The 21947-nt window shown below is 40.9% G+C and carries 14 protein-coding genes and 3 pseudogenes; 4 read left to right on the forward strand and 13 right to left on the reverse strand.

Annotation, left to right across the window (positions count from 1 at the left end):
- Positions 1-66: 66 nt before the first annotated feature.
- The 11 genes and pseudogenes from BscR1v2_RS07005 to leuS form a co-directional block, all read right to left on the reverse strand.
- A complete protein-coding gene (locus tag BscR1v2_RS07005) occupies positions 67-1050 on the reverse strand; it encodes an HlyD family secretion protein (RefSeq protein ID WP_078690207.1) in 984 nt (327 codons plus the stop codon).
- A complete protein-coding gene (locus BscR1v2_RS07010; RefSeq protein ID WP_078690208.1) occupies positions 1047-2723 on the reverse strand; it encodes an MFS transporter in 1677 nt (558 codons plus the stop codon). Before BscR1v2_RS07010 ends, BscR1v2_RS07005 begins: the two co-directional genes overlap by 4 nt.
- Before the next feature lie 22 nt (positions 2724-2745).
- Entirely contained in the window at positions 2746-3162 is a 417-nt protein-coding gene (atpC, locus tag BscR1v2_RS07015) for an ATP synthase F1 subunit epsilon (protein WP_078690209.1), read from the reverse strand.
- Positions 3163-3254: 92 nt separating this feature from the next.
- Complete coding sequence (atpD, locus tag BscR1v2_RS07020) at positions 3255-4865, reverse strand: F0F1 ATP synthase subunit beta (RefSeq protein WP_078690210.1); 1611 nt, start codon at positions 4863-4865, stop codon at positions 3255-3257.
- Between the two features lie 19 nt (positions 4866-4884).
- Complete coding sequence (locus tag BscR1v2_RS07025; RefSeq protein WP_078690211.1) at positions 4885-5796, reverse strand: F0F1 ATP synthase subunit gamma; 912 nt, start codon at positions 5794-5796, stop codon at positions 4885-4887.
- A gap of 24 nt (positions 5797-5820) precedes the next feature.
- Positions 5821-7355, reverse strand: a pseudogene (gene atpA, locus BscR1v2_RS07030) (F0F1 ATP synthase subunit alpha).
- On the reverse strand, positions 7355-7939 hold the full coding sequence (locus BscR1v2_RS07035; protein WP_078690212.1) for a F0F1 ATP synthase subunit delta: 585 nt from the start codon (positions 7937-7939) through the stop codon (positions 7355-7357). The pseudogene atpA and the gene BscR1v2_RS07035 overlap by 1 nt, the downstream one beginning before the upstream one ends.
- Before the next feature lie 185 nt (positions 7940-8124).
- Entirely contained in the window at positions 8125-8781 is a 657-nt protein-coding gene (locus BscR1v2_RS07040) for a hypothetical protein (protein WP_078690213.1), read from the reverse strand.
- A 72-nt stretch (positions 8782-8853) separates the two neighbouring features.
- Positions 8854-11054, reverse strand: a pseudogene (locus BscR1v2_RS07045) (primosomal protein N').
- Positions 11055-11599: 545 nt separating this feature from the next.
- Positions 11600-12222 (reverse strand): annotated as a pseudogene (gene lptE, locus BscR1v2_RS07050) (LPS assembly lipoprotein LptE).
- The gene (leuS, locus tag BscR1v2_RS07055) at positions 12209-14833 is read right to left on the reverse strand and encodes a leucine--tRNA ligase (protein ID WP_078690341.1); all 2625 of its coding nucleotides are present in this window, start codon (positions 14831-14833) and stop codon (positions 12209-12211) included. Before leuS ends, lptE begins: the two are co-directional and overlap by 14 nt.
- A 150-nt stretch (positions 14834-14983) precedes the next feature.
- Between leuS and BscR1v2_RS07060 the strand changes: the two genes are divergently transcribed.
- The 4 genes from BscR1v2_RS07060 (at position 14984) to BscR1v2_RS07075 (ending at position 18179) form a co-directional block, all read left to right on the forward strand.
- Positions 14984-15664, forward strand: a complete 681-nt coding sequence (locus tag BscR1v2_RS07060; RefSeq protein WP_078690214.1) for a YggS family pyridoxal phosphate-dependent enzyme — start codon at positions 14984-14986, stop codon at positions 15662-15664.
- A 206-nt stretch (positions 15665-15870) separates the two neighbouring features.
- A complete protein-coding gene (gene ftsE / locus BscR1v2_RS07065; RefSeq protein ID WP_010704374.1) occupies positions 15871-16530 on the forward strand; it encodes a cell division ATP-binding protein FtsE in 660 nt (219 codons plus the stop codon).
- A complete protein-coding gene (locus BscR1v2_RS07070; RefSeq protein WP_078690215.1) occupies positions 16523-17497 on the forward strand; it encodes a cell division protein FtsX in 975 nt (324 codons plus the stop codon). Before ftsE ends, BscR1v2_RS07070 begins: the two co-directional genes overlap by 8 nt.
- A gap of 4 nt (positions 17498-17501) precedes the next feature.
- Positions 17502-18179 (forward strand): YdcF family protein, encoded by a 678-nt coding sequence (locus BscR1v2_RS07075; RefSeq protein ID WP_078690216.1) that lies wholly within the window; start codon positions 17502-17504, stop codon positions 18177-18179.
- A gap of 562 nt (positions 18180-18741) precedes the next feature.
- On the opposite strand, the gene BscR1v2_RS07085 is transcribed toward BscR1v2_RS07075, so the two are convergent.
- Both BscR1v2_RS07085 and BscR1v2_RS07090 read right to left on the reverse strand, forming a co-directional pair.
- A complete protein-coding gene (locus tag BscR1v2_RS07085) occupies positions 18742-20724 on the reverse strand; it encodes a MacB family efflux pump subunit (RefSeq protein WP_078690218.1) in 1983 nt (660 codons plus the stop codon).
- Between the two features lie 3 nt (positions 20725-20727).
- Positions 20728-21936: an efflux RND transporter periplasmic adaptor subunit gene (locus tag BscR1v2_RS07090; protein ID WP_078690219.1), complete on the reverse strand. Its 1209-nt coding sequence runs from the start codon at positions 21934-21936 to the stop codon at positions 20728-20730.
- Between the last annotated feature and the right edge of the window lie 11 nt (positions 21937-21947).

A 21947-nucleotide genomic window follows, 5' to 3' on the forward strand; every position in this document is an offset into this window, starting at 1 on the left:
TTTGCTATAAAAAAGCAGTACAAAAATCAAACCCAAAATAAATATCCTTTAGCCTTTTTAAATATGTCACGAAGTATCCACATATGTAACCACTGACATACCAGGAATAAGCCGCTCAGCCCCTATTTGCCCAGGATCTAAAGCAATACGAACTGAAATACGTTGTGCAATTTTAGTAAAATTTCCAATCGCAGTGTTTGTCTTCAATAATGAAAACTCCGAACCTGTCGCAGGAGCAAAACGTACTACACGACCTGTTAACTTTTGATTATTTAGGGCATCAACAAAAAAAACAACAGGCTGTCCAACGCGCATATGAGCAAGCTGTGTTTCTTTATAATTAGCAACAATCCAAATATCATCAGAAATAACAGCCACCAATTGCGTTCCAGGTAAAACATATTGCCCAACCCGTGCGCCAACAAGCCCAACTTGCCCAGCACAAGGAGAGACAATTTTGGTATGTGCCAAATTAAGCTCTGCCAGTTCAACCCCTACCTTTGCCCCAGCAACATCTGACTGTAAACTTTGCCGTTCAAGATCCAATTGTTTTTGCAATCGGCGTTTTACTTCAAGTGTTGCTAATAATTGTGAAAGAGAAGAAGGTGGACGCGAAGCCTCATCAGTTCTTAAACTCTTCATTTCAGAACTAATATTCGATAGCTTTTGTAAATGGGCCAATTCTGATTCTGCCGCATCAATCTCTTCTTGCAAAAGCTGAGTTTGCAATAAAACACTTGCAAGCTTTGCATTCTTTGAATCAAAAATCGCCTGCGCTTGAGAAAGTTGTTGCCGAAAAAGAGTATCATCCAGTTCAAATAAAACAGTTCCCTTTTCAACTCTTTGATAATCTTGAATATAAATTTGTGTAACCACACCAGAAATCTGTGGGCTTACTAAAGTGACATCCCCCTTAACTGAAGCATTATCGGTTATTTGAATAGTGCTTACAAATGGTGGAAGTTTCCAAGCCCATAAAATTAATAAAATTCCAAAAATTCCTGATATAAACGCAACAATTGTCGCTTTCGAACGCAATGCCCTTATCATCTTTTTTCACTTTTCTTCACTAAAACTGCCTTATCTTTCCAGTTCGGCTCCACAAGAATAAAAGGGCGTAATTGATAAATAATTTTGACAAGAAAAATAATTAATACAACCGCTGCAATATAAAAATAAAGCCGAAAAACATCATCATAAGCCAAAATATTTGCTGTCAACTTTAACTGCCCAATCAGATCAGACATGAACTGCCCACTCCCAATATTACTAGGACTTAAAGCATTATAAGAAGACGATAATAAGGCATTTATCTCATTAAAAATAAGAGGATCTGTAATAACAATTTCTTGCTTTAAACACTCAAAATGCTTATAGGCGAAAATAAATTGCAAACTCCCAAAAAAAGCTGCACTCATTAACCCTCCGGTTACCTGAGTTAGTAGAAAAATAGCAATAAAGCTTAAAACATAACTGGGGCCTCGTGCATTTGCTCTCACAAAACCATTAAATAAAGCAGGGGGTAAAAAAAGTGCATAACCAAAACCTATCAAACCTTGACTCAACATCAGATCCTCTGGACGCGTTAAGTGATTTACATAACTATCTAAATAAGACCCAAGCGCCAAACAACTTAAAGACATAAAATAAAAATAGTCTTCACGGCCAGCGCGCAAAAAACAAACACAAATCCCGCCCCCTAAAAGCGTCCCAATGGTAACGGCAAAATACATCGGCGCCATATCACCATTTAACAAACCAAAAAGACCAAAAAAATCTGCCGCTAAAGTCGATTGTTCTGATAAAAGAATCCTAAAGATTAGCAACACCAAAACAACTTGCACCATTTCTTTACTAAAAAGCCAGCGTAAATCAATTAAAGGGTACTCTCTATTCAATTCAAAAATGGTTGCAATCACTAACGACAAAAGTGCAAGAGCAAGCCCCCACCCAATCCACGGTGCCTCATGCCACCAATAAAGCTTACCAACAGACATAACCATTGCATTTAAACCAAGCCCAAATGCAATCAAACTATAACTTACCCAATCGAACTTTCTAATCACCTTGTTGCATGCAACAGGTGTAAGCGGAAGAGAAAAAATACATCCCAAACTAATTAAAACAAGCCCCATCTCCATTGCTGAAAGACTAGAAAAACCCCCATTATTTTCCAGCAAATAAGGTGAAATCAAACGCGATAAAGGAACCGCTAAAGCTGCATTCATATAATTTAAACTAAGGCCAATTGTGAATTTTTTCTCCGGTGCAAAAGCCTCCAACATATATAAAAAAGCTAATGAAGCCATTGGTGCTGCAGCAATACCAGCAAAAAAACGAATAATCAGAGCTGAACGCAAATCTGTGACAAATAATTGCAAAATACAGACAAAAACAAATCCAAGGATCGATAATTCAGCAAAAGAACGCAACCCAAATTGATAACGAATTTTAATCAACATAATCGCAACACTGACATTGGGCGCCATATAAGCAGCAACCAACCATGTCGTTTCAGTAAGTGTCGCGCGAAAATTACCAGAAAGTTGAAGAATGTTGGATTGAACCATATTTGCCCCCAAGCCATAAGCCCATTGCAAAATAAAAGAGGCAAAAATATAAACGAAACATTTCGGTAAAGGCCCTGCAAAAATAGGACCCGACTGGGGAAGATCCCCTTCACCTTCTTCAGCAGACATAATCGCGCTTTTTTTGCCGTTCATGTCTGCACTCCCTACATTCGCGCTACACCGCTGTTAACACACCGCCAACAGTCGTCAGTTGATGCAAAAATTCCTCCACCGGATCATTGGCCCCACCATTTGAGCCCTCTTCCAACGCTGCACGAACTTTCAAAATCCGCTGTTCAAGCTCATCAAAAGAAAGGTGATCAACAGCAACAACAGCCTCAGCCAAAAGAGAACATCTTGAAGGTGTAATGTCCGCAACCCCTCCACAAAGAGCAAACAATTTCTCACCTGAAGATGATAAAACGCGAATACTTCCCGGCATAAGGCGAACCATTAAAGGCGCGTGATTGGCCATAACTGTCAAATAGCCTGAAGCTGAGGGAAGAACAACCGATGTCACTTCATCTGAAAAAATAAGTTTCTCAGGTGATATAAGCTCAAACAAAAAACGCTTTGCTCTATTGTTTTCCACAGCAACCTCTTGTCATTCCTACGACAAATATCCCTTACACAATTCCTCTGACATTCGTCATAGTAATTTCTTTATTTACCACAAAACTCCTTTTATGAAGAAGCTTCTGCCATTAAACGCTTGCCCTTTTCAATTGCTTCATCAATTGAACCAACCATATAAAAAGCCGCCTCTGGTAAATCATCATAATCACCAGCACAAAGACCTTTAAACCCCTTGATGGTGTCTTGTAAAGGTACAAGCTTCCCAGGAGAACCAGTAAAAACTTCAGCCACATGGAAAGGCTGTGAAAGGAAACGCTCAATTTTACGTGCCCGCCCTACCAAAGCCTTATCTTCTTCAGAAAGCTCATCCATTCCAAGAATAGCAATAATATCTTGCAAAGATTTATAACGCTGCAAAATCGTTTGAACTTGACAAGCAACAGCATAATGCTCCTCACCAACCACCATTGGATCCAACATGCGTGAAGAAGAATCGAGCGGATCCACCGCTGGATAAATACCTTTTTCAGCAATCGCACGAGAAAGAACTGTTGTCGCATCCAAGTGCGCAAAAGATGTCGCAGGTGCCGGGTCAGTCAAATCATCAGCAGGAACATAAATAGCCTGAACAGACGTAATAGAACCTGTTTTAGTACTGGTAATACGTTCTTGCAAAGCTCCCATTTCTGTTGCCAAAGTTGGCTGATACCCCACAGCAGAAGGAATACGCCCTAAAAGAGCTGAAACTTCTGAACCTGCCTGTGTAAAACGGAACATATTATCCACAAAGAAAAGAACATCTTGACCTTCATCGCGAAAACTTTCCGCAACCGTCAAACCTGAAAGCGCAACACGTGCACGTGCTCCTGGTGGTTCATTCATCTGCCCATAAACAAGTGCACATTTTGACCCAGCAGCAGAACCCTTATTGTCTTTAGGGTTCACATTCACACGACTTTCGATCATTTCATAATAAAGGTCATTACCCTCACGTGTACGCTCCCCCACACCTGCAAACACAGAATAACCACCATGCGCCTTTGCAACATTGTTGATTAATTCCATAATCAACACGGTTTTACCAACACCAGCACCACCAAACAAACCAATTTTACCACCCTTGGCATAAGGCGCTAAAAGATCAACAACTTTAATACCCGTAACAAGAATCTCTGATTCCGTTGATTGCTCAACATATTCAGGAGCTTCTTGGTGAATTGAACGCGTTTTAGTCGCAATAATCGGACCAGCATTATCAACAGGCTCCCCAACCACATTCATAATACGCCCAAGTGTGGCCTCTCCAACAGGAACGCAAATCTGTGTTCCTGTATCAAAAACCTTTTGCCCGCGCACAAGACCATCTGTCGTGTCCATCGCAATGGTACGAACCGTGTTCTCACCCAAATGTTGCGCCACTTCCAAAACCAGCCGGTTGCCCATATTCTCAGTTTCTAATGCATTAAGAATATTGGGCAATTCTCCCTCAAACTGCACATCAACAACAGCCCCAATCACCTGCCTAATCTCACCAACAGATCCCTTGCCACGAACAGGCTTAGAAGCACTAACAGATTTAGAAGAAGTGCGCGCAAGATTACCAGAACTCTTAGAACTCCCTTGAGACTTCGAGGCGGCTTTTTTTACGCCTGAACGAGCGGCTGATTTCTTTTCTTCAGCTTTTGGTGCTCCTTTTTTTGACGTCACTGCTTTTACCATCAATCCCTACCTTCTCAATTTAAAGCGCTTCAGCGCCCGCAATAATTTCAACTAACTCTGTGGTAATCTGCGCCTGACGCTGACGATTATAAGTTACTGTCAATTTATTAATCATCTCACCGGCATTGCGCGATGCATTATCCATAGCACTCATCTTTGCACCCATTTCACCCGCGACATTTTCAAGCAAAGCACGAAAAATTTGCGCAGAAAGATTACGTAAAACAAGTGTCTCTAGAAGAGAAGCCGCATCAGGCTCATAACTATAAACGGCTGATTGCAAAGCTTCCCCCTTATCCCCCTTCTTACCAACACCAACTTTTTCAACACAACATTCTTGAACAACAGACGGAATTAACCCCAAAGCTGTTGGACGCTGATTAATCACAGAAACAAATTCAGAGTAAAAAAGTGTGCATACATCAAAAGCACCCTCATTGAATAAATCAACAATGCGCTCACCAATTCTTTTTGCATCTGCAAAACCTATAGATTTTACACAACGCAAATCAATATGGTCAATCATCAGAGCCTTAAAATCACGGCGCAAAATATCAGCACCTTTTTTGCCCACAGTTAAAATTTTAACTTCTTTACCCTTAGAGAGAAGAGCGTGAATATGCTCACGTGCACAACGAGCAATATGCGTATTAAAAGCACCACACAAACCGCGCTCAGCCGTGCAAACCACCAAAAGATGCACATTATCCAGGCCCCTACCACGCATTAAAAGCGGTGCATCAACCCCATCAACATTAGCGCTAACATTTGCCAAAACATGAGCCATACGCTGAGCATAAGGGCGCGCAGCCTCAGCTGCCTCTTGTGCACGGTGCAATTTTGTGGCTGCAACCATTTGCATGGCTTTAGTAATCTTTTGCGTTGCCTTAACCGAGGCGATACGGTCTCTTAAAGTCTTCAGCGATGCCATCCAAACATTCCATCAATCCGTGTTTTAAGAAAAATTCTTCTTGTAAGCATCAAGAATATCAACCAATTTGTCCTTCAGAGCATCTGTAAGTTGCTTTTGATCACCAATCGCATCCAAAAGATCTGGATAATCTCTACGTAAAAGCGCCAACAGCCCCTGCTCAAATCGGCTAACATCACAAACAGCCAATGAATCAAGGTAACCATTCACACCAGCAAAAATCACAACAACCTGCTCTTGTATTTTAAATGGTGAAAATTGCTTTTGCTTTAAAAGCTCAACCAAACGAGCACCACGATTTAAAAGACGTTGTGTTGATGCATCTAAATCTGAACCAAACTGCGCAAAAGCTGCCATTTCACGATATTGCGCTAATTCACCCTTGATCGAGCCTGCAACTTGTTTCATCGCCTTAATTTGCGCAGCAGAACCAACACGTGACACAGAAAGACCAACATTAATAGCAGGGCGTATTCCCTGATAAAATAAATTAGTTTCTAAAAAAATCTGACCATCTGTAATCGAAATAACATTAGTCGGAATATAGGCAGAAACGTCATTGGCCTGTGTCTCAATCACTGGCAAAGCAGTCAAAGACCCAGCCCCATGGTCGCCATTAAGCTTTGCAGCCCGCTCTAAAAGACGAGAGTGAAGATAGAAAACATCCCCCGGGTATGCTTCACGACCAGGTGGGCGGCGAAGCAAAAGAGACATCTGGCGGTAAGCCACAGCCTGTTTTGAAAGATCATCATAGCCAATCAAAGCATGTTGGCCATTATCCCGGAAATATTCCCCCATAGCACAACCTGCAAGAGGTGCAATAAACTGCATCGGTGCCGGGTCAGAAGCTGTAGCTGCCACAATAATCGAATAGTCAAGAGCCCCACGCTCTTCTAAAACTTTAACAAATTGCGCAACCGTTGAACGCTTTTGACCAATAGCTACATAAATACAATAAACTTTATCCTGATCATGCTCAGCGCCTTTTTCATGGAAAGGCTTTTGGTTCAAAAACGCATCAAGCAAAATTGCTGTTTTACCTGTTTGACGATCACCAATCACAAGCTCACGCTGACCACGCCCAATGGGAACTAACGCATCAATAGCTTTCAACCCTGTCACCATCGGTTCATGCACGGACTGGCGCGGAATAATACCCGGGGCTTTCACATCCACCCGGCGACGATGCGGCGTCTGAATAGGCCCTTTTCCATCAATGGGGTTACCCAATGCATCCACAACACGCCCGAGCAAAGCCGGCCCCACAGGAACATCAATAATAGACCCAAGCCGTTTAACACAATCACCCTCACGAATATCGCGATCTGATCCAAAAATCACCACCCCGACATTATCCATTTCCAAATTAAGTGCCATACCACGCACACCATTTGAAAAGGAAACCATTTCACCCGCTTGGACATTATCCAAACCACAAACGCGAGCGATACCATTACCTACAGACAAAACCCACCCAATTTCTGAAACTTCAGCTTTTGGTCAAAGTTCTTGATTTGCTCTTTTAGGATTTTTGAAATTTCAGACGGTCTAATATCCATCAGCTGACCTCTTTTTTCAATGCAAGCTTAAGCGAAGACAATTTCCCCTCAAGAGAGGCATCAATCTGACATGACCCCAAGCGGACAATAAGCCCACCCAAAATCGTCGAATCGACAGACAAGCGTAGCGAAATTTTTCTCCCAACAACACCTTCCAAAGCCACGCGCAACTCCTCTTGTTGATGAACATCCAACGGATGTGCAGAAATAATATGTGCCGATGCTTCCCCACGAAATGAAGCAACACAACACTGAAAAGCACGTAAAATATCAGACAAAGCAAAAAGTCGACGATTTTCTACAATAACACGCAAAAAATTGCGCATAATTTGACCCGCCCCTTTGTCAGAAAACCTAAAACTCTCACAAATAGAATCAAGCGTTTGAACCTGTTCTTTTGTTGAAAAAAATGGGCTTTGTATTAAGCGCTTTAAATCTGTATTGTGATCCAAAATATCCAAAAAAGATGTAAATGCCTTTTCGAAATCTTTTACATAGCCTGCTTCTTGAACCAAATCAAAAAGCGCTTGCGCATAACGTCGGCTCGCTAATGGCAACGGCATACGAGAAAATGAATCCGACACGAAACCTCGCCTCTTTCCTTTTAGCGATTCTTTAATCTTGATCAAACAAAATGGATCAAATATCTCAAATTTTAAGAATCTTCTTCTTGAAATTCAGAATGAACAAATTTCTTCACTCCTAGCATAGACACAACCGACTCGCAACACCACAAAGCAATGCTTTTTGAAAATTTTAAATGAAATATTTACAATGCCCCTGAAAATTGCTCTTCTAACTCGCTATCAGGTCCACATTTTTCTCTCAGCCCCTGTTTGATATCTTCAGACATATTTTTCAATTGATTCATATGATTCATATCTGCATCATGAAAAGTATCAAACACTAAAGCAGCAATATCAGCCCCAAACTTAGACAACAATACATCTATTTTTAAATTTTCATCTATCAAAAAAGCTTCCACCACATCTGCAGAAAGGTTGAGTATATGAGCCTTTTCCATCAATTTGCGATGGGTGTGTAAATGCTCTAAAATTTGTGCTGTCATCACACCCTCCCTCTTTGTTCCATTAAGACTCAACTCTTTATTAAAAGCCATAATATTTTGCTCAAGCACTGTGTCATAAAAGGCTGCATATTGATAAATCAATTGGCGTGAATGCGCCACGGGAAAACCACAAAGAGACTGCATCGTTTGTTGTGGAGAAGTAATCATTGGTTGAAAAATTTTTTCGCTTTCTTTCATTAAGCGATAGGCAAAAACAAAAACTGTTGCATCAATACTTTGCATTTCTTTTGTTTCATTGCTTTTAATCACATCTGTAACCGATGACAGGATAACCGATGAGTGTGCTCCCACTCCTCCTAAAAGCCAAGCGACAATAAAAACCACAAATCTCATCATTTTGTTCAAAACTACCCTCTCTCAAACAATATTTTTTTAAAACAAACGCATTTATTTTTATTGCTTTATTTTTTAAAGAAAACTTTGCGGATCAATATCAATTTGAACTTGAACTGAACCAGGTCTTTTAGGTGCATTTGCAATCATTGCACGAATAAACCCTTGCATATCAAACGAGCGCTGCCCATGCAGCAAAAGCCGAAAACGATATCGCCCGCGCACAAGTGCCAATTGTGCTTCTGCTGGCCCCATCAAGGATACACCCTGCACCGTTGGCGCAACCCGGCGCAACGCACGTGCATAATTTTCTGCAGCTTTGCGCTCTTTTGAAGATACAATTAAAGATGCAAGCCGTCCATAAGGTGGTAAATGATAATGCTGACGTGTGGCAATCTCACGCGTATAAAAATTCTCGCGCTGTTGCGAAAGCAATGCTTGTATGACCGGATGATCTGGCTGATAAGTTTGCAACAATCCTAAACTTTCCAACCCCATACGCCCAGCCCTTCCTGTAACCTGCGACAAAAGCTGAAAAGTGCGTTCACTTGCCCGCAAATCACCATTAGCAAGACCAAGATCAGCATCAATCACCCCAACCAGAGAAAGACCAGGGAAATGATGCCCCTTAGCCACCAACTGTGTTCCAATAATAATATCCACATCCTTGTTTGTAATCGCTTCCAATTCCCGTCGTAACTGACCTATTCCACCTTTTAAATCCGTTGACAAAATCAGCAAACGTGCCTGTGGGAAAAGTTCGCGTGTTTCCTCTGCAATCCTTTCCACCCCCGGGCCACAAGCAACAAGATGATCAAGCGTACCACATTCAGGGCACGCCTCTGGAATAGGCTCGTGATAACCACAATGATGACATTTAAGTTGACCATACAAACGGTGTTCAACCAACCAACTTGAGCAATTAATACAATGAAAACGATGCCCACAAATCCGACACAGCGTTAAAGGTGCATAACCTCGCCTGTTGAGAAAAAGAAGAGCTTGCTCTCCTTTGTCTATAGTTTGTCTTAAAGCACGTTCAAGAACAGAAGAAATAAAGCGCCCCTTTTCTACCCCCCTTTGCGCATATCCACCACTTGTAAGTGTGGCAGTGCAGCTGCTTGGAAACGCAATGATAAAGCAACCCGCTGATAACGCCCCCATAAAACATTAACCTGGCTTTCAATTGAAGGTGTAGCCGAAGATAAAATAATAGGGCACTTTTCAAAAGAACCCCGTGCAACAGCCATATCACGTGCATGATAAAAAACACGCTCTTCCTGTTTGTAAGAACCATCATGTTCTTCATCAACAACAATCAAACCAAGATCTTGAAATGGCAAAAAAAGTGCTGAACGCGCACCCGCAACAACCCGCACCTGCCCTTCTGCAACTTGCCTCCACACACGTTCGCGACGACGCGGTGTTAAATCTGAATGCCACTCAACCGCTGGTGTTCCAAAACGTGCATGAAAACGATCTAAAAACTGTTGTGTCAAAGCAATTTCTGGCAATAAAATCAAAACCTGCTTACCACATGTTAGTGCTTGAGCAACAGCCTCAAAATACACTTCCGTCTTACCTGCTCCAGTAACCCCATCAAGCAAAAAAACTTGAAATTGAGAAGACAAAACACCTTTGCGCAGAAGAGCTGCTGCCGATTTTTGCTCCTCCTCCAAAACAGGTACACAAAAATCAGGATCCGGCATTGCCACAAGTGGAAGAGCTGGCATCATCACTTCTTCAAAAACCCCAAGCCCCTTTAACCCCTCAACAACCGAAACAGAAGTTCCCGCTGCACGGGCAAGACCAGAGTGTGTCCACACCAGTCCCTCACGCGCCACCTCTAAAACCCGTAAACGCGCTGGTGTTAAACGGCCAATATCTCCCCCACAATAACGCAAACCTAAAGTCTGCGCTTCCGGCTCTAATGCTGTTGGCACACGCAAAACCAACCGTGCAACAAAGCCAAAAGGCGTCATTGTATAGTGACTGACAAAACGCAAAAACGCAATCATTTCAGCCTTTAGAGGTGGACAATCAAAAACATGCGTAATCAAGCGCAGCTTTTCACGCGCTATAGGAACAGCTCCCTGCCCATCGTTATCTTCTGTCTGCTCATCAACAGCCACCACAAAACCGCAAACCTCACGCCCCATCACAGGAACACGAACAAAAGACCCAATCTCCACCCCCATAGAAGGAGGAACCTCATAGCTATAAGCATGGGGAACAGGAAGTGGCACCAAAACCGAAACAATTTTTAGCTCTGTCACGTTTGATTTCCCCTTTTATACGAGCATTTCTTGGCATTGCATGGAGTTTAACAACTCTTAATCTCACCTTACTTACTATTCTTCCTTGTCGCTCCCCCACCCCATATCAACAATAATCAACCAATATTCCTTATTTTTCTCACTCCAATCAACCAGCCTTACCACTTCACTTAAATCTCGCAAATCACACATCCCTTTATTTCTACCCCCTCCTTTGCCAGAACACTCAATAATTATACAATCAATGCTTAGAAGCTGCTTTCATGCAATTTGCATCACACATAGATAAATAATACAAAACTCAAACCCTCCCATTTGCACTATCTTTAACATTATTCATCCTGTCAAAAGGCCACATTAAACAATGCAGACGTAAAGCCTTTTTGTCAGAAATAATCTTATGTTCAAAATATCTTGTAATTGATAAACACCTTATCATTGATAAAAAAATGACAAATATTTCCAATCAATTGGTATTTTGACACCTCCTTTGTGCAAAAACCAACCAAACTTTCATTATGAATAAGCTATTGCATAAAAAGCGCTTAAAGTTTTACCAAGTCTTTTGAAAGTAACATAAAAATTTGCTCAGCCAACTCTTCAGCTACACGCTTTTGTGCATTTTCTTCAGCCTGCACTGTCGCATATTCTTGACGAAGCCGATCAAAAGATGCACTCATAGCGCCTTTACCTTTAGCAACAACAACATTATTCATATCTCTTAATATATAAGAAGCTCTGCTTATCACTGTCCCAACAGAAGAACGCCCCATTCCATCTGGATCTTCATAAATTTCTACTTGCACAGATGTGTGCGTAGCAGCTGATGTGTGTAGTGATAATTGATAAACCGGAACTGAAGGCTTTCTTCCATTCCCATACATAAGAAACAATAAATGATTGCGAACCATCTGGCCAAAACGATCTGAAGGTTCCTCAACAACAACTGTAGCAAATTTTGCAGTAAGATCTGAAGAAACCGCTTTTGAATGCTTCCCATGCAAGGCAGCACCACCCACTTGTGACGACGCCACCTGCACCCCCATTTGTGATCCCACCTGTTCCCCCCTTGAACCTTTTGACGATAAAGAGGCTCAACACGACACCCATAAAGAAACATAAACAAACAGGTAAAACCAGCAAAAAACGCCCACTTAAATAACGACATTGATAATCCTTTGTGGAACAATAATAACTTTCTTCACCGGCTTTTCTACCAACTGTGCTTTAACACATTCAAGAGCCAAAACTGCCTCTTCAATTTCCTCTTTATTGGCTGTCACACAAAGAGTGATATCACCGCGTTTTTTACCATTAATCTGCACCGGCAAAGTAATAAACTCTTCAACTGTCAACGCAGGGTCAAAAACAGGCCAAGAAAGTTCACAAATGAGTGTTTTTCCCCCAAAAGCAGCATGACATTCTTCTGCCAAATGTGGCATTATAGGTGCAATCATTGCAAAGAAAAAATCCATTGCTTGGCGCAAAGCAGACTTCATCTCATCATCAATATTTTCCACTTTATTTAAAAATGGCGTCATCGTATTTAATAATTCATAAAGGCGTGCAACTGCCCGATTAAAGGCAAGTTTTTCTAAATCATCCTCCACAGCACAAAGCGTGCGATGTGCTACCTTTGAAAGCTCCAAAGCTTCACCATGACGGCCTGTGCGCGGTTCAACTTCCTTTAAAACTGAAGCACTCAAAGCCACACAGCGCCAAATGCGTTGCACAAAGCGATGGGCTCCTTCAATTCCTGCTTCTGTCCAAATGACATCACGCTCAGGAGGAGAATCAGACAACATAAACCAGCGCACCGTATCTGCCCCGTAAGAAGCAATAATATCATCAGGATCAATGATATTCTTTTTTGATTTCGACATTTTTTCAATTGAACCAATCGTTACATGACTTTGATCAGTCAATTTATAAGCCTGGCGTTTCCCGTCTTTTTCAACAATGGAAACTTCTGCTGGTGCAACCCACTCTTGTTCATCACGGTAGGTTTCATGAACAACCATGCCTTGCGTAAACAACCCTTCAAAGGGCTCATCCACACTAACATGGCCAGAAATCTTCATCGCACGCATAAAAAAACGTGCATATAAAAGATGTAAAATCGCATGTTCAATACCACCAATATATTGTTGAACAGGCAACCACTGTGCTGTTTCTTTCTGGTCTGTTGGTTCTTGTGCTTGAGGTGCGATAAAACGCGCATAATACCAAGAAGAATCCACAAATGTATCCATTGTATCGGTTTCGCGCTTTGCCAACTGCCCACAAGAAGGGCAAGTGACTTCTTGCCACTTTTCATGGCGTGTAAGAGGGTTGCCAGGCTTATCAAAAGTCACATCATCAGGCAATACAACTGGTAAATCAGTGCGTGCTACAGGAACCACTCCGCAAGTAGCACAATGAACCATAGGTATCGGGCAACCCCAATAACGTTGACGCGAAATTCCCCAATCACGCAATCTAAATTGCACAGTTCTTTTCCCCTGAGGTTGACCATTCAAGATCTGTTCTTCAAGGCGTTTAGCAACCGCTTCAAAAGCCTCTCTCACCGTAAGACCATTTAAAAAGTCTGAATTAATCATCACGCCTTCACCACTGTAAGCCGTTTTGGAAATCATAAAATCCTCGGCATCAGCATCTTTTGGCAAAACCACCGCTCGTACGGGAAGATCATATTTACGCGCAAAATCTAAATCCCTTTGATCATGAGCAGGACACCCAAAAATAGCACCTGTTCCATAATCCATGAATACAAAATTAGCCACATAGATAGGAATACGCACCCTTGCATCAAATGGATGAACAGCTAAAAGCTTTGTGCGAAATCCCTGTTTTTCAGCTGTTTCAAGTGCTGCAGTTGTTGTACTACCACACCGACAATTCTCAATAAAAGCAGCAAGTTCTTTGTCTTGTTGTGCTAGTGTGTGCGCAATCGGGTGATCTATAGAAAGGGCCAAAAAAGACGCTCCAAATAAAGTATCCGGACGGGTTGAATAACAAACAACTTCATCAAATTCTTGGCATATATCATCAGCAACATTTGTCTTATCTAAAGCCCAGCTAATCAAAAGGCCTTGTGACTTACCAATCCAGTTTTTTTGCATAATGCGGACTTTTTCTGGCCATTTATCAAGCCTTTCAAGCCCTGCCAATAAATCCTCACTAAAATCACTGATTTTGAAAAACCACTGCGTCAATTCTCGCTGTTCAACCAAAGCACCAGAACGCCAACCTCTTCCATCAACAACCTGCTCATTGGCTAAAACTGTGTGGTCAACAGGGTCCCAATTTACCTTGGCCACTTTGCGTGCAATCAGTCCCTTTTCATAAAAGTCAAGAAAGATCATCTGTTGACGATGATAATATTCCACATCGCACGTTGCAAACTCACGCGACCAATCTAAAGAAAGCCCCAATTGCTTTAATTGCCCACGCATCACTGCAATATTTTGATAGGTCCACACTTTTGGATGCACCTTATTTTGCATGGCAGCATTTTCAGCTGGCATACCAAAAGCATCCCACCCCATGGGATGGAGCACATTAAACCCTTTGGCACGTTTATAACGTGCAACAACATCTCCCATAGTATAATTGCGCACATGCCCCATATGAATGCGCCCTGAAGGATAGGGAAACATCTCTAAAACATAATATTTTTCACGCCCATCATCATGAGAGGTTTGAAAAATTTGTCTCTCATCCCAAACCGCTTGCCATTGTTGTTCACGTGCACGTGGATTATAGCGCTCAATTGTCATTCCCATTATACTCTTTACAAAATTGAACCAAAAAGCTTTGTAAATGCTTCACCATGGATTAAAGCTATCGTCAACCTCTTCAATAGAAATTTTAAAAGCTTTTATAAACAATGATTCAAAACTTTAAACAAAAAACAGGAACAACAAAACATGAGCACACTCAATACCTCCCCCATTGAGGCGTGGAAAAACCTTCAACAAGACATTGCTGCAACATGTAAAGACTATCACCGCTCATTAGAAAGTGTTGAGCTAATTGCTGTTTCAAAAACTGTTGCTGCACAACAAATTGTTCCACTATTACAAGCAGGTCAACTACTCTTTGCTGAAAACCGTGTACAAGAAGCAGCACAAAAATGGCCTTGTCTACAAGAGCAATTTGAAGCCATAAAACTTCACCTTATCGGCCCTTTGCAATCCAATAAAGTAGTAGAAGCTGTCAAAATCTTTGATGTTATTCAAACTGTTGACCGCGAAAAAATAGCTCAAAAATTATCCGAAGAAATGAACAAACAAAAAAAATATCTTCCCTGTTATGTTCAAGTCAATATCGGATTAGAACCACAAAAAAGTGGCATTGCACCACAAGAAGTAGCCGATTTTGTAAGCTTGTGTAAAAATAAATATGGGCTTGATATTATAGGCCTTATGGCAATTCCACCAGTTGAAGAAAATCCTGGCCCCTATTTTGCTCTTTTAGCTAAACTTGCAAAAAAAGCTGGTGTTTCAAAACTGTCTATGGGTATGTCAAATGACTTTAAAACCGCTCTTCAATTTGGTGCCAATGTCCTTCGTATTGGTACAGCTTTGTTTGGACAACGTCCACTCTAAACACCTTTTTGCTTAAAATTATATACCCCTCTTTCCAAAAGGTGGCTCATATATCCACTTTCAAATCACCAATCAATTAAAAAGAATGACAAAAGGAACATTAAAGAACAAAGAACATTGAGTGTAAAAACTGAAAAAACTTGAAACTACTATAAAAAAAGTCAATGATAATGACTTAAATTCAAAAGCAAAAGTGGTAACTCAGAGTGATTCGTTTTGAAAATGTCGGTTTGCGCTATGGGATGGGGTCTGAAATCCTCCATGACATAAGCTTTCACATTCCGCATGGATCATTTCAGTTTTTAACTGGGGCATCGGGCGCAGGTAAAACATCCTTAATGCGTCTCATGTTTCTAGCCCTCAGACCAACGCGCGGTCATATTGATTTGTTTGGAAGTGATACAGCCTTACTTAAACGACAAGAGCTTCCTGCTTTAAGACGACGCATTGGTGTCGTCTTTCAAGATTTTCGCTTGCTTGACCATATGACAACTTATGAAAATGTTGCATTACCTTTACGCATTAAAGGGCAAGAAGAAGCAACATATCGCAGTGAAGTGGAAGATCTCTTGCAGTGGGTTGGTCTTGGAAACCATATTCACGCTTTACCACCTGTTCTTTCAGGTGGAGAAAAGCAAAGAGTAGCAATTGCACGCGCTCTTATTGATCAACCTGAAATTCTTCTTGCTGATGAACCCACAGGAAATGTTGATCCGCCTTTAGCAAAACGCCTCTTGCGCTTATTTATTGAATTAAATCGTTTTGGAACAGCTGTTGTCATTGCCACCCATGATGTCACATTGATGGAACAAGTCGCAGCACGACGTATGATTCTTCATAATGGACGGATGACAATTTATGACTAAGTCTTTCCCCATTTCTCACATTCAAAAATCAATTTTTATACGCAATAAAACAACTAAAACTGCTATTATTCCTAGTGACAATATTTCCGGACAAGCTTTGGTTGTTGTGATCGCTATTATGACATTTCTTGCAAGCTTAACATTAAGCAGTGTTGATTTAGTGCACCGGGCTGCTCACAATTGGAGTACTCAAATTAGCCATGAAGCAACAATTCACATACAGCCTGTTGAAAATATCGATATTGAGCAAGCTCTGCACAATGCAGTGCAATTAGTCACCACATTTCACGGTGTGAAAGAAGCCAAAATTGTTGATCAAACAGCCACTGAAAAATTGCTTGAGCCATGGCTTGGAGAAGGCTTAACTTTAAGCAAATTGCCCATTCCCCGGCTCATTATTGTTACTTTAAACAAGGATGAAAAAACCGACTTTCACGCCATCAGCCAAGCTATAAAAACACATATCCCAGGTGGCCAGTTTGATGATCATCGCTTCTGGGTCAATCGTTTTGCAACAATGGCACAAACAACTGTTTTTATCGGCTTTTCAATTTTAATACTGGTTTTAAGCTCTCTTATGCTCACAATTATCTTTGCAACACGCAATGCTTTGGCAGAAAATTCTCATGTTATCAATGTCTTATATTTTCTGGGGACTGAAACCCATTTCATTGCCAAACAATTCGATTGGCATTTTTTCAAAACAGCACTGCGTGGTGCATTGTATGGTGGTGTGACAAGCGCACTTGTCTTTAGCGCTTTTTTCTTCTGGATAAACAATAACCTTGGCACAGCACAAAGCAGTCAAATCACCGCCTTGTTTGGGCATTTTTCGATAAATCTCACAACTTATTGGAAAATTCTTGGTCTTATTCTTTTTGTGTCCCTTCTTACCACACTAACAAGCCGGATTACCATTTTAGCACAACTTAAAAAAATTGATCACCACGAAAACGGTTTATTTTAGCGTCATGCTCCACAATTCACCCCATCCTCAATTATCATCACGCAATAATCAGCAAAAATGTTGCATTGCAAAATCCACCACAAGTGCCTTACGGTTTTATAAACGCTTTTCACGCTATGTGCCATTAACAGTCCTTGCTCTTTTCATTACAATTTTACTCATTGGTGCTACATTTGTTACTTTCTCGGAAAAAATTGAGCACTTAACCCCTCCAAATCCCTTACCACAAGCAGATGCAATCATCGTCCTTACAGGTGGAGAAAACCGAATAAAAACAGGGTTTGATCTCTTGCAAAAAGGGCTTGGCTCTCGACTATTAATCAGTGGAGTCAACTCAACAATTGACCTTAATAAACTGATTGACGCCACATATATCAATCCGCATCTTTTGGTTTCTCGTGTTGATTTTGGATATGAAGCAACAAATACCAAAGGCAATGCTGAAGAAAGCGCTGCCTGGATCAAACAACACAACTATAAGACAGTTTATATTGTCACGCATGATTATCATATGGTGCGCTCTTTGCTCGAACTTAAATATTTAATGCCCCATATAGATTTCATTGCATATCCCATTAAAGAGAATACTACAGGCAGTTGGATCAAACAAATCAATCAAATGCGCATTCTTGTTTCCGAATATATCAAAAATATTGGAGTATACATCAGAACCGCATTTTAATCCTCACCCACCACTTCACTTGATTTTACTTGTTATAAATTTTCTTCATTAAAACACTTAAGCTCTTATTTTTATCACCCTCAAATCACATAAGACTCCCCTTCTTATACTCCCATTACACCTTTGTGCTATAAGCACGGTTTCACATCTTGATTTTTTTTAACAAACATTAAAACGTCCTCCCATCTCCTCGTCCCCCCCTCTCATTAAAGCCAATTCAAAGGCTCTCATAAGGCTAACCCATATAGGCGCCCCATGCCCTTTATGCACAATCGTATCTTTCTGTTTATAAATCTTGCAAAATGCAAGAACCCCTTTCCAAATTTTAAAGTTAATTAAACACACAAAAATAATGAGCACTCAACTTTTTCATTCAACTATAACAACTATTAACTTAAATCCCATTGTCTCTTGATCATATGCAAAAAGCCAAATTATGAACTCAAACGCAACATCATCAGCTTTATGTTCATTAAAACACACTCATCAATGCTGTTGCACACTTATTCAACGCTACTGCACGCTTATTACGGCAACTATAATTCTTCTTTAAATTGATCCCTCAATCACGTGCCAGAGCAATCACAGGATCAAGCTGTGAAGCCTTGCGTGCTGGAAAAAAACCAAAACACACTCCAATAAAGGCTGAAAAAACAAAGGCTATAACGATTGAATTTATCGTATAAACCAATTGAATAGGTAGAGAAAACAGCGAAAACAAGCTGCCAACAGAAAGCCCTAAAAGAATCCCAAAACTCCCACCAATTGCACACATCAAAATTGCTTCGATGAGAAATTGTTGTAAAATATCACTCTGGCGTGCACCAACTGCCATGCGCACCCCAATTTCACTGATCCGCTCAGAAACAGTCACAAGCATAATATTCATCACCCCAATGCCTCCAACAACCAGTGAAATTGCTGCAATTGAAGTCACTAAAAGCGTTAAAATCTGTGTACTCTGCATAAGACGTTGACGAAACGATTCCGAATTTCTAATGAAAAAATCTTCCTGACCATGGCGCGTAATTAAAAAACGCCGAACCTCAGCTTCTGCTAACTTTGAATCGACATCATCAGCAATTTTCACAGTAATTGCACGAACAATTGTGGTTCCAAGAAAACGGGTTTGCACCGCAGTATAAGGCAAATAAACCTGGAGTGTATTTGACGCACCTGCCTCATTGTTTGAAGCCACAACACCAATAATACGTGCAGGCACCTTACCCACACGCACCACTTTCCCAATAGGGCTTTCATGACTATGCGGAAAAAGAGAAGCAATGGCCTCCTTTTCAATCACCAAATCAACTGCTCGATCACGCACACTTTGTCGATCAAACAATTGTCCTTCAACAACGCTAAACCCGTGTGTCTGGAAAAATTGTTCTCCCACACCAGCAACCACAGCATTAGCTTCAATCCCCCCATAATAAACTGTCGAACTCACTGAAATCTGAGGTGTTACACCATCAACATAAGGTAGCCCCGATAACGCTTGCGCATCATCTTCAACCAAACTTGTTATCTTGTCTGCTAGTGGATCAGAAAAACTCTTACCCGGTAAAATTGTTAATATATTTGTGCCCAAACTCTTAAAATTTTCAAGAATTTTCTTTTGAGTCCCATTACCCAAAGACACCATCGCAATAACTGATGCAATGCCAATAATCACCCCAAGCATTGTTAAAAAAGTTCGCATCCGGTGTGCATTCATCGCAAACAAAGCCATAGTAAACGCTTCATAGAAACGATCCATAAAAGAACGAAAAACCCCAAGCTGTTGATGATCTTTTAAATCTTGCCTTTCATGAAGAGGCTCAATATCAACCTTAACCTTTTTAACTTTCGACACATTATCGGAAATAATTTCCCCATCACTGATCTCAATAATGCGCTGCGCTCTTTGAGCCACATCCATATCATGGGTCACAATAACAATGGTGCGCCCTTCTTGATGAAGCTCGTCTAAAATACGTAAAACTTCTTGCCCACTTTGTTTATCTAGTGCACCTGTTGGTTCATCTGCAAGAATAACATCAGCATCATTCATCAAGGCACGAGCAATTGATACACGTTGTTGTTGACCGCCTGAAAGTTGATTGGGGCGGTGGTTCATACGCTCACCCATCCCTAAGCGTGTTAAAAGGCTTTGTGCACGCTTTCTTCGTATTGCCGATGCACATCGTGCATAAATGGCTGGCATTTCAACATTCCCAAGAGCTGTCAATTCATGCAACAAATGATAACGCTGAAAAATAAATCCAAAATGGTTGCGCCGTAAAGCTGACAAATCATCTGCTGAAAGTGAAGCGATCTCTTTTCCTGAAACCCAATAACGCCCCCCACTTGGTCGATCAAGGCAACCTAAAATATTCATCAATGTGGATTTTCCTGAACCAGAAGCCCCTACAATAGCCACCATTTCACCACGTTTAATGGTTAAATTAATATTTTTTAAAATAGGAACTAACGTTTCACCTGCACGAAATTCGCGCGTGATATCTTCCAAGACAAGAACAGCATCTGTCTGCTTTGTTTCCATGTTTTAGATCTCGTCTTCGCTTTGCCAATCGGTATCTTCTAATATCAATCCACCGTTTGAACCGGTAATCACTATATCACCCTCATTTAATCCTGAAACAACCTCAGCCATCACCTTATTATTGAGCCCAATAGTCACCTGTTTTGCAACCACCCTATTTTTACCAACTAAAAGCCAAACCCACGCTTTATGATCTTTTGTCTCATCATGTAAAGCATCGCTTGGCACCAACAATACATTATGAGCACGACCTAAGATAATATGGACTTGAGCGGTCATATAAGTGCGCAAAAAATTGTCTTTATTATCAACATGCACAAGCCCATTATAATAGATAGCTGATGATGCCAAAGCACTGCTCCCTCCAGACATCTCAGGGTGAATACTAATATCATTACGAATAGATTCAGGTGCAGGTTCTATCGTTTCTAATATCCCATTATAACGGCGCTGTGAATCACCAAAAATCGTGAAATAAAGGGCTTGTCCAGCATGAACTTTCAAAATATCAGCTTCTGAAATTTGCGCTTTCACTGTCATTTTTGACAAATCCCCTAAAATAACAATTGTTGGCACCGACTGAACTGCATTAACATTTTGTCCCTCTTCAACAACCGTTGCTAAAACCGTGCCTGATGAAGGCGCTGTTATCCGCGTATAGCTTAAATTAACCTCTGCACTTTTAACATCAATTTGTGCTTGCACAATTTGTTCTCGAAGCTGAGCAATTTGAGCTTCACGTATTTTTACTTGTATTAGAGCATTATCAAAGTTAGCACGTGAAACTGCATGTGCTTTAACCATCTCTTTTTGACGTGCCAAATTTTTCTGCGCTAAAGTAAGGTTAGCTTCTTGCTCAACTAAACTAGCATAATAATGAGACAAAACAGCTTTCTTCCTTTTCAGATCATTTTCCTGATCTGTGGGATCAATCTCTGCCAATAAATCTCCTTCTTTCACAACACTACCAGGAGAAACATGCATCGCAATAACACGCCCTGTCGCGCGTGCACCAACAGCAACAAGCCGATAAGGGCGCACAATACCAGAAGCTAAAACACTTTCTTCAATATCACCACGTTTCACCACCGCTGTGATATAAGCTTGGGTGGAATTTCCAAAAAAAAGAGCACGGATAAACCCTAAAAACACGACAAGAAAAGCCACAATGCATAAAATAAGCTTTTTGCGTTTCATGTTGTATTTCATCATAATTAAACTTT

Source organism: Bartonella schoenbuchensis R1 (genome assembly GCF_002022685.1).
Taxonomy (GTDB): domain Bacteria; phylum Pseudomonadota; class Alphaproteobacteria; order Rhizobiales; family Rhizobiaceae; genus Bartonella; species Bartonella schoenbuchensis.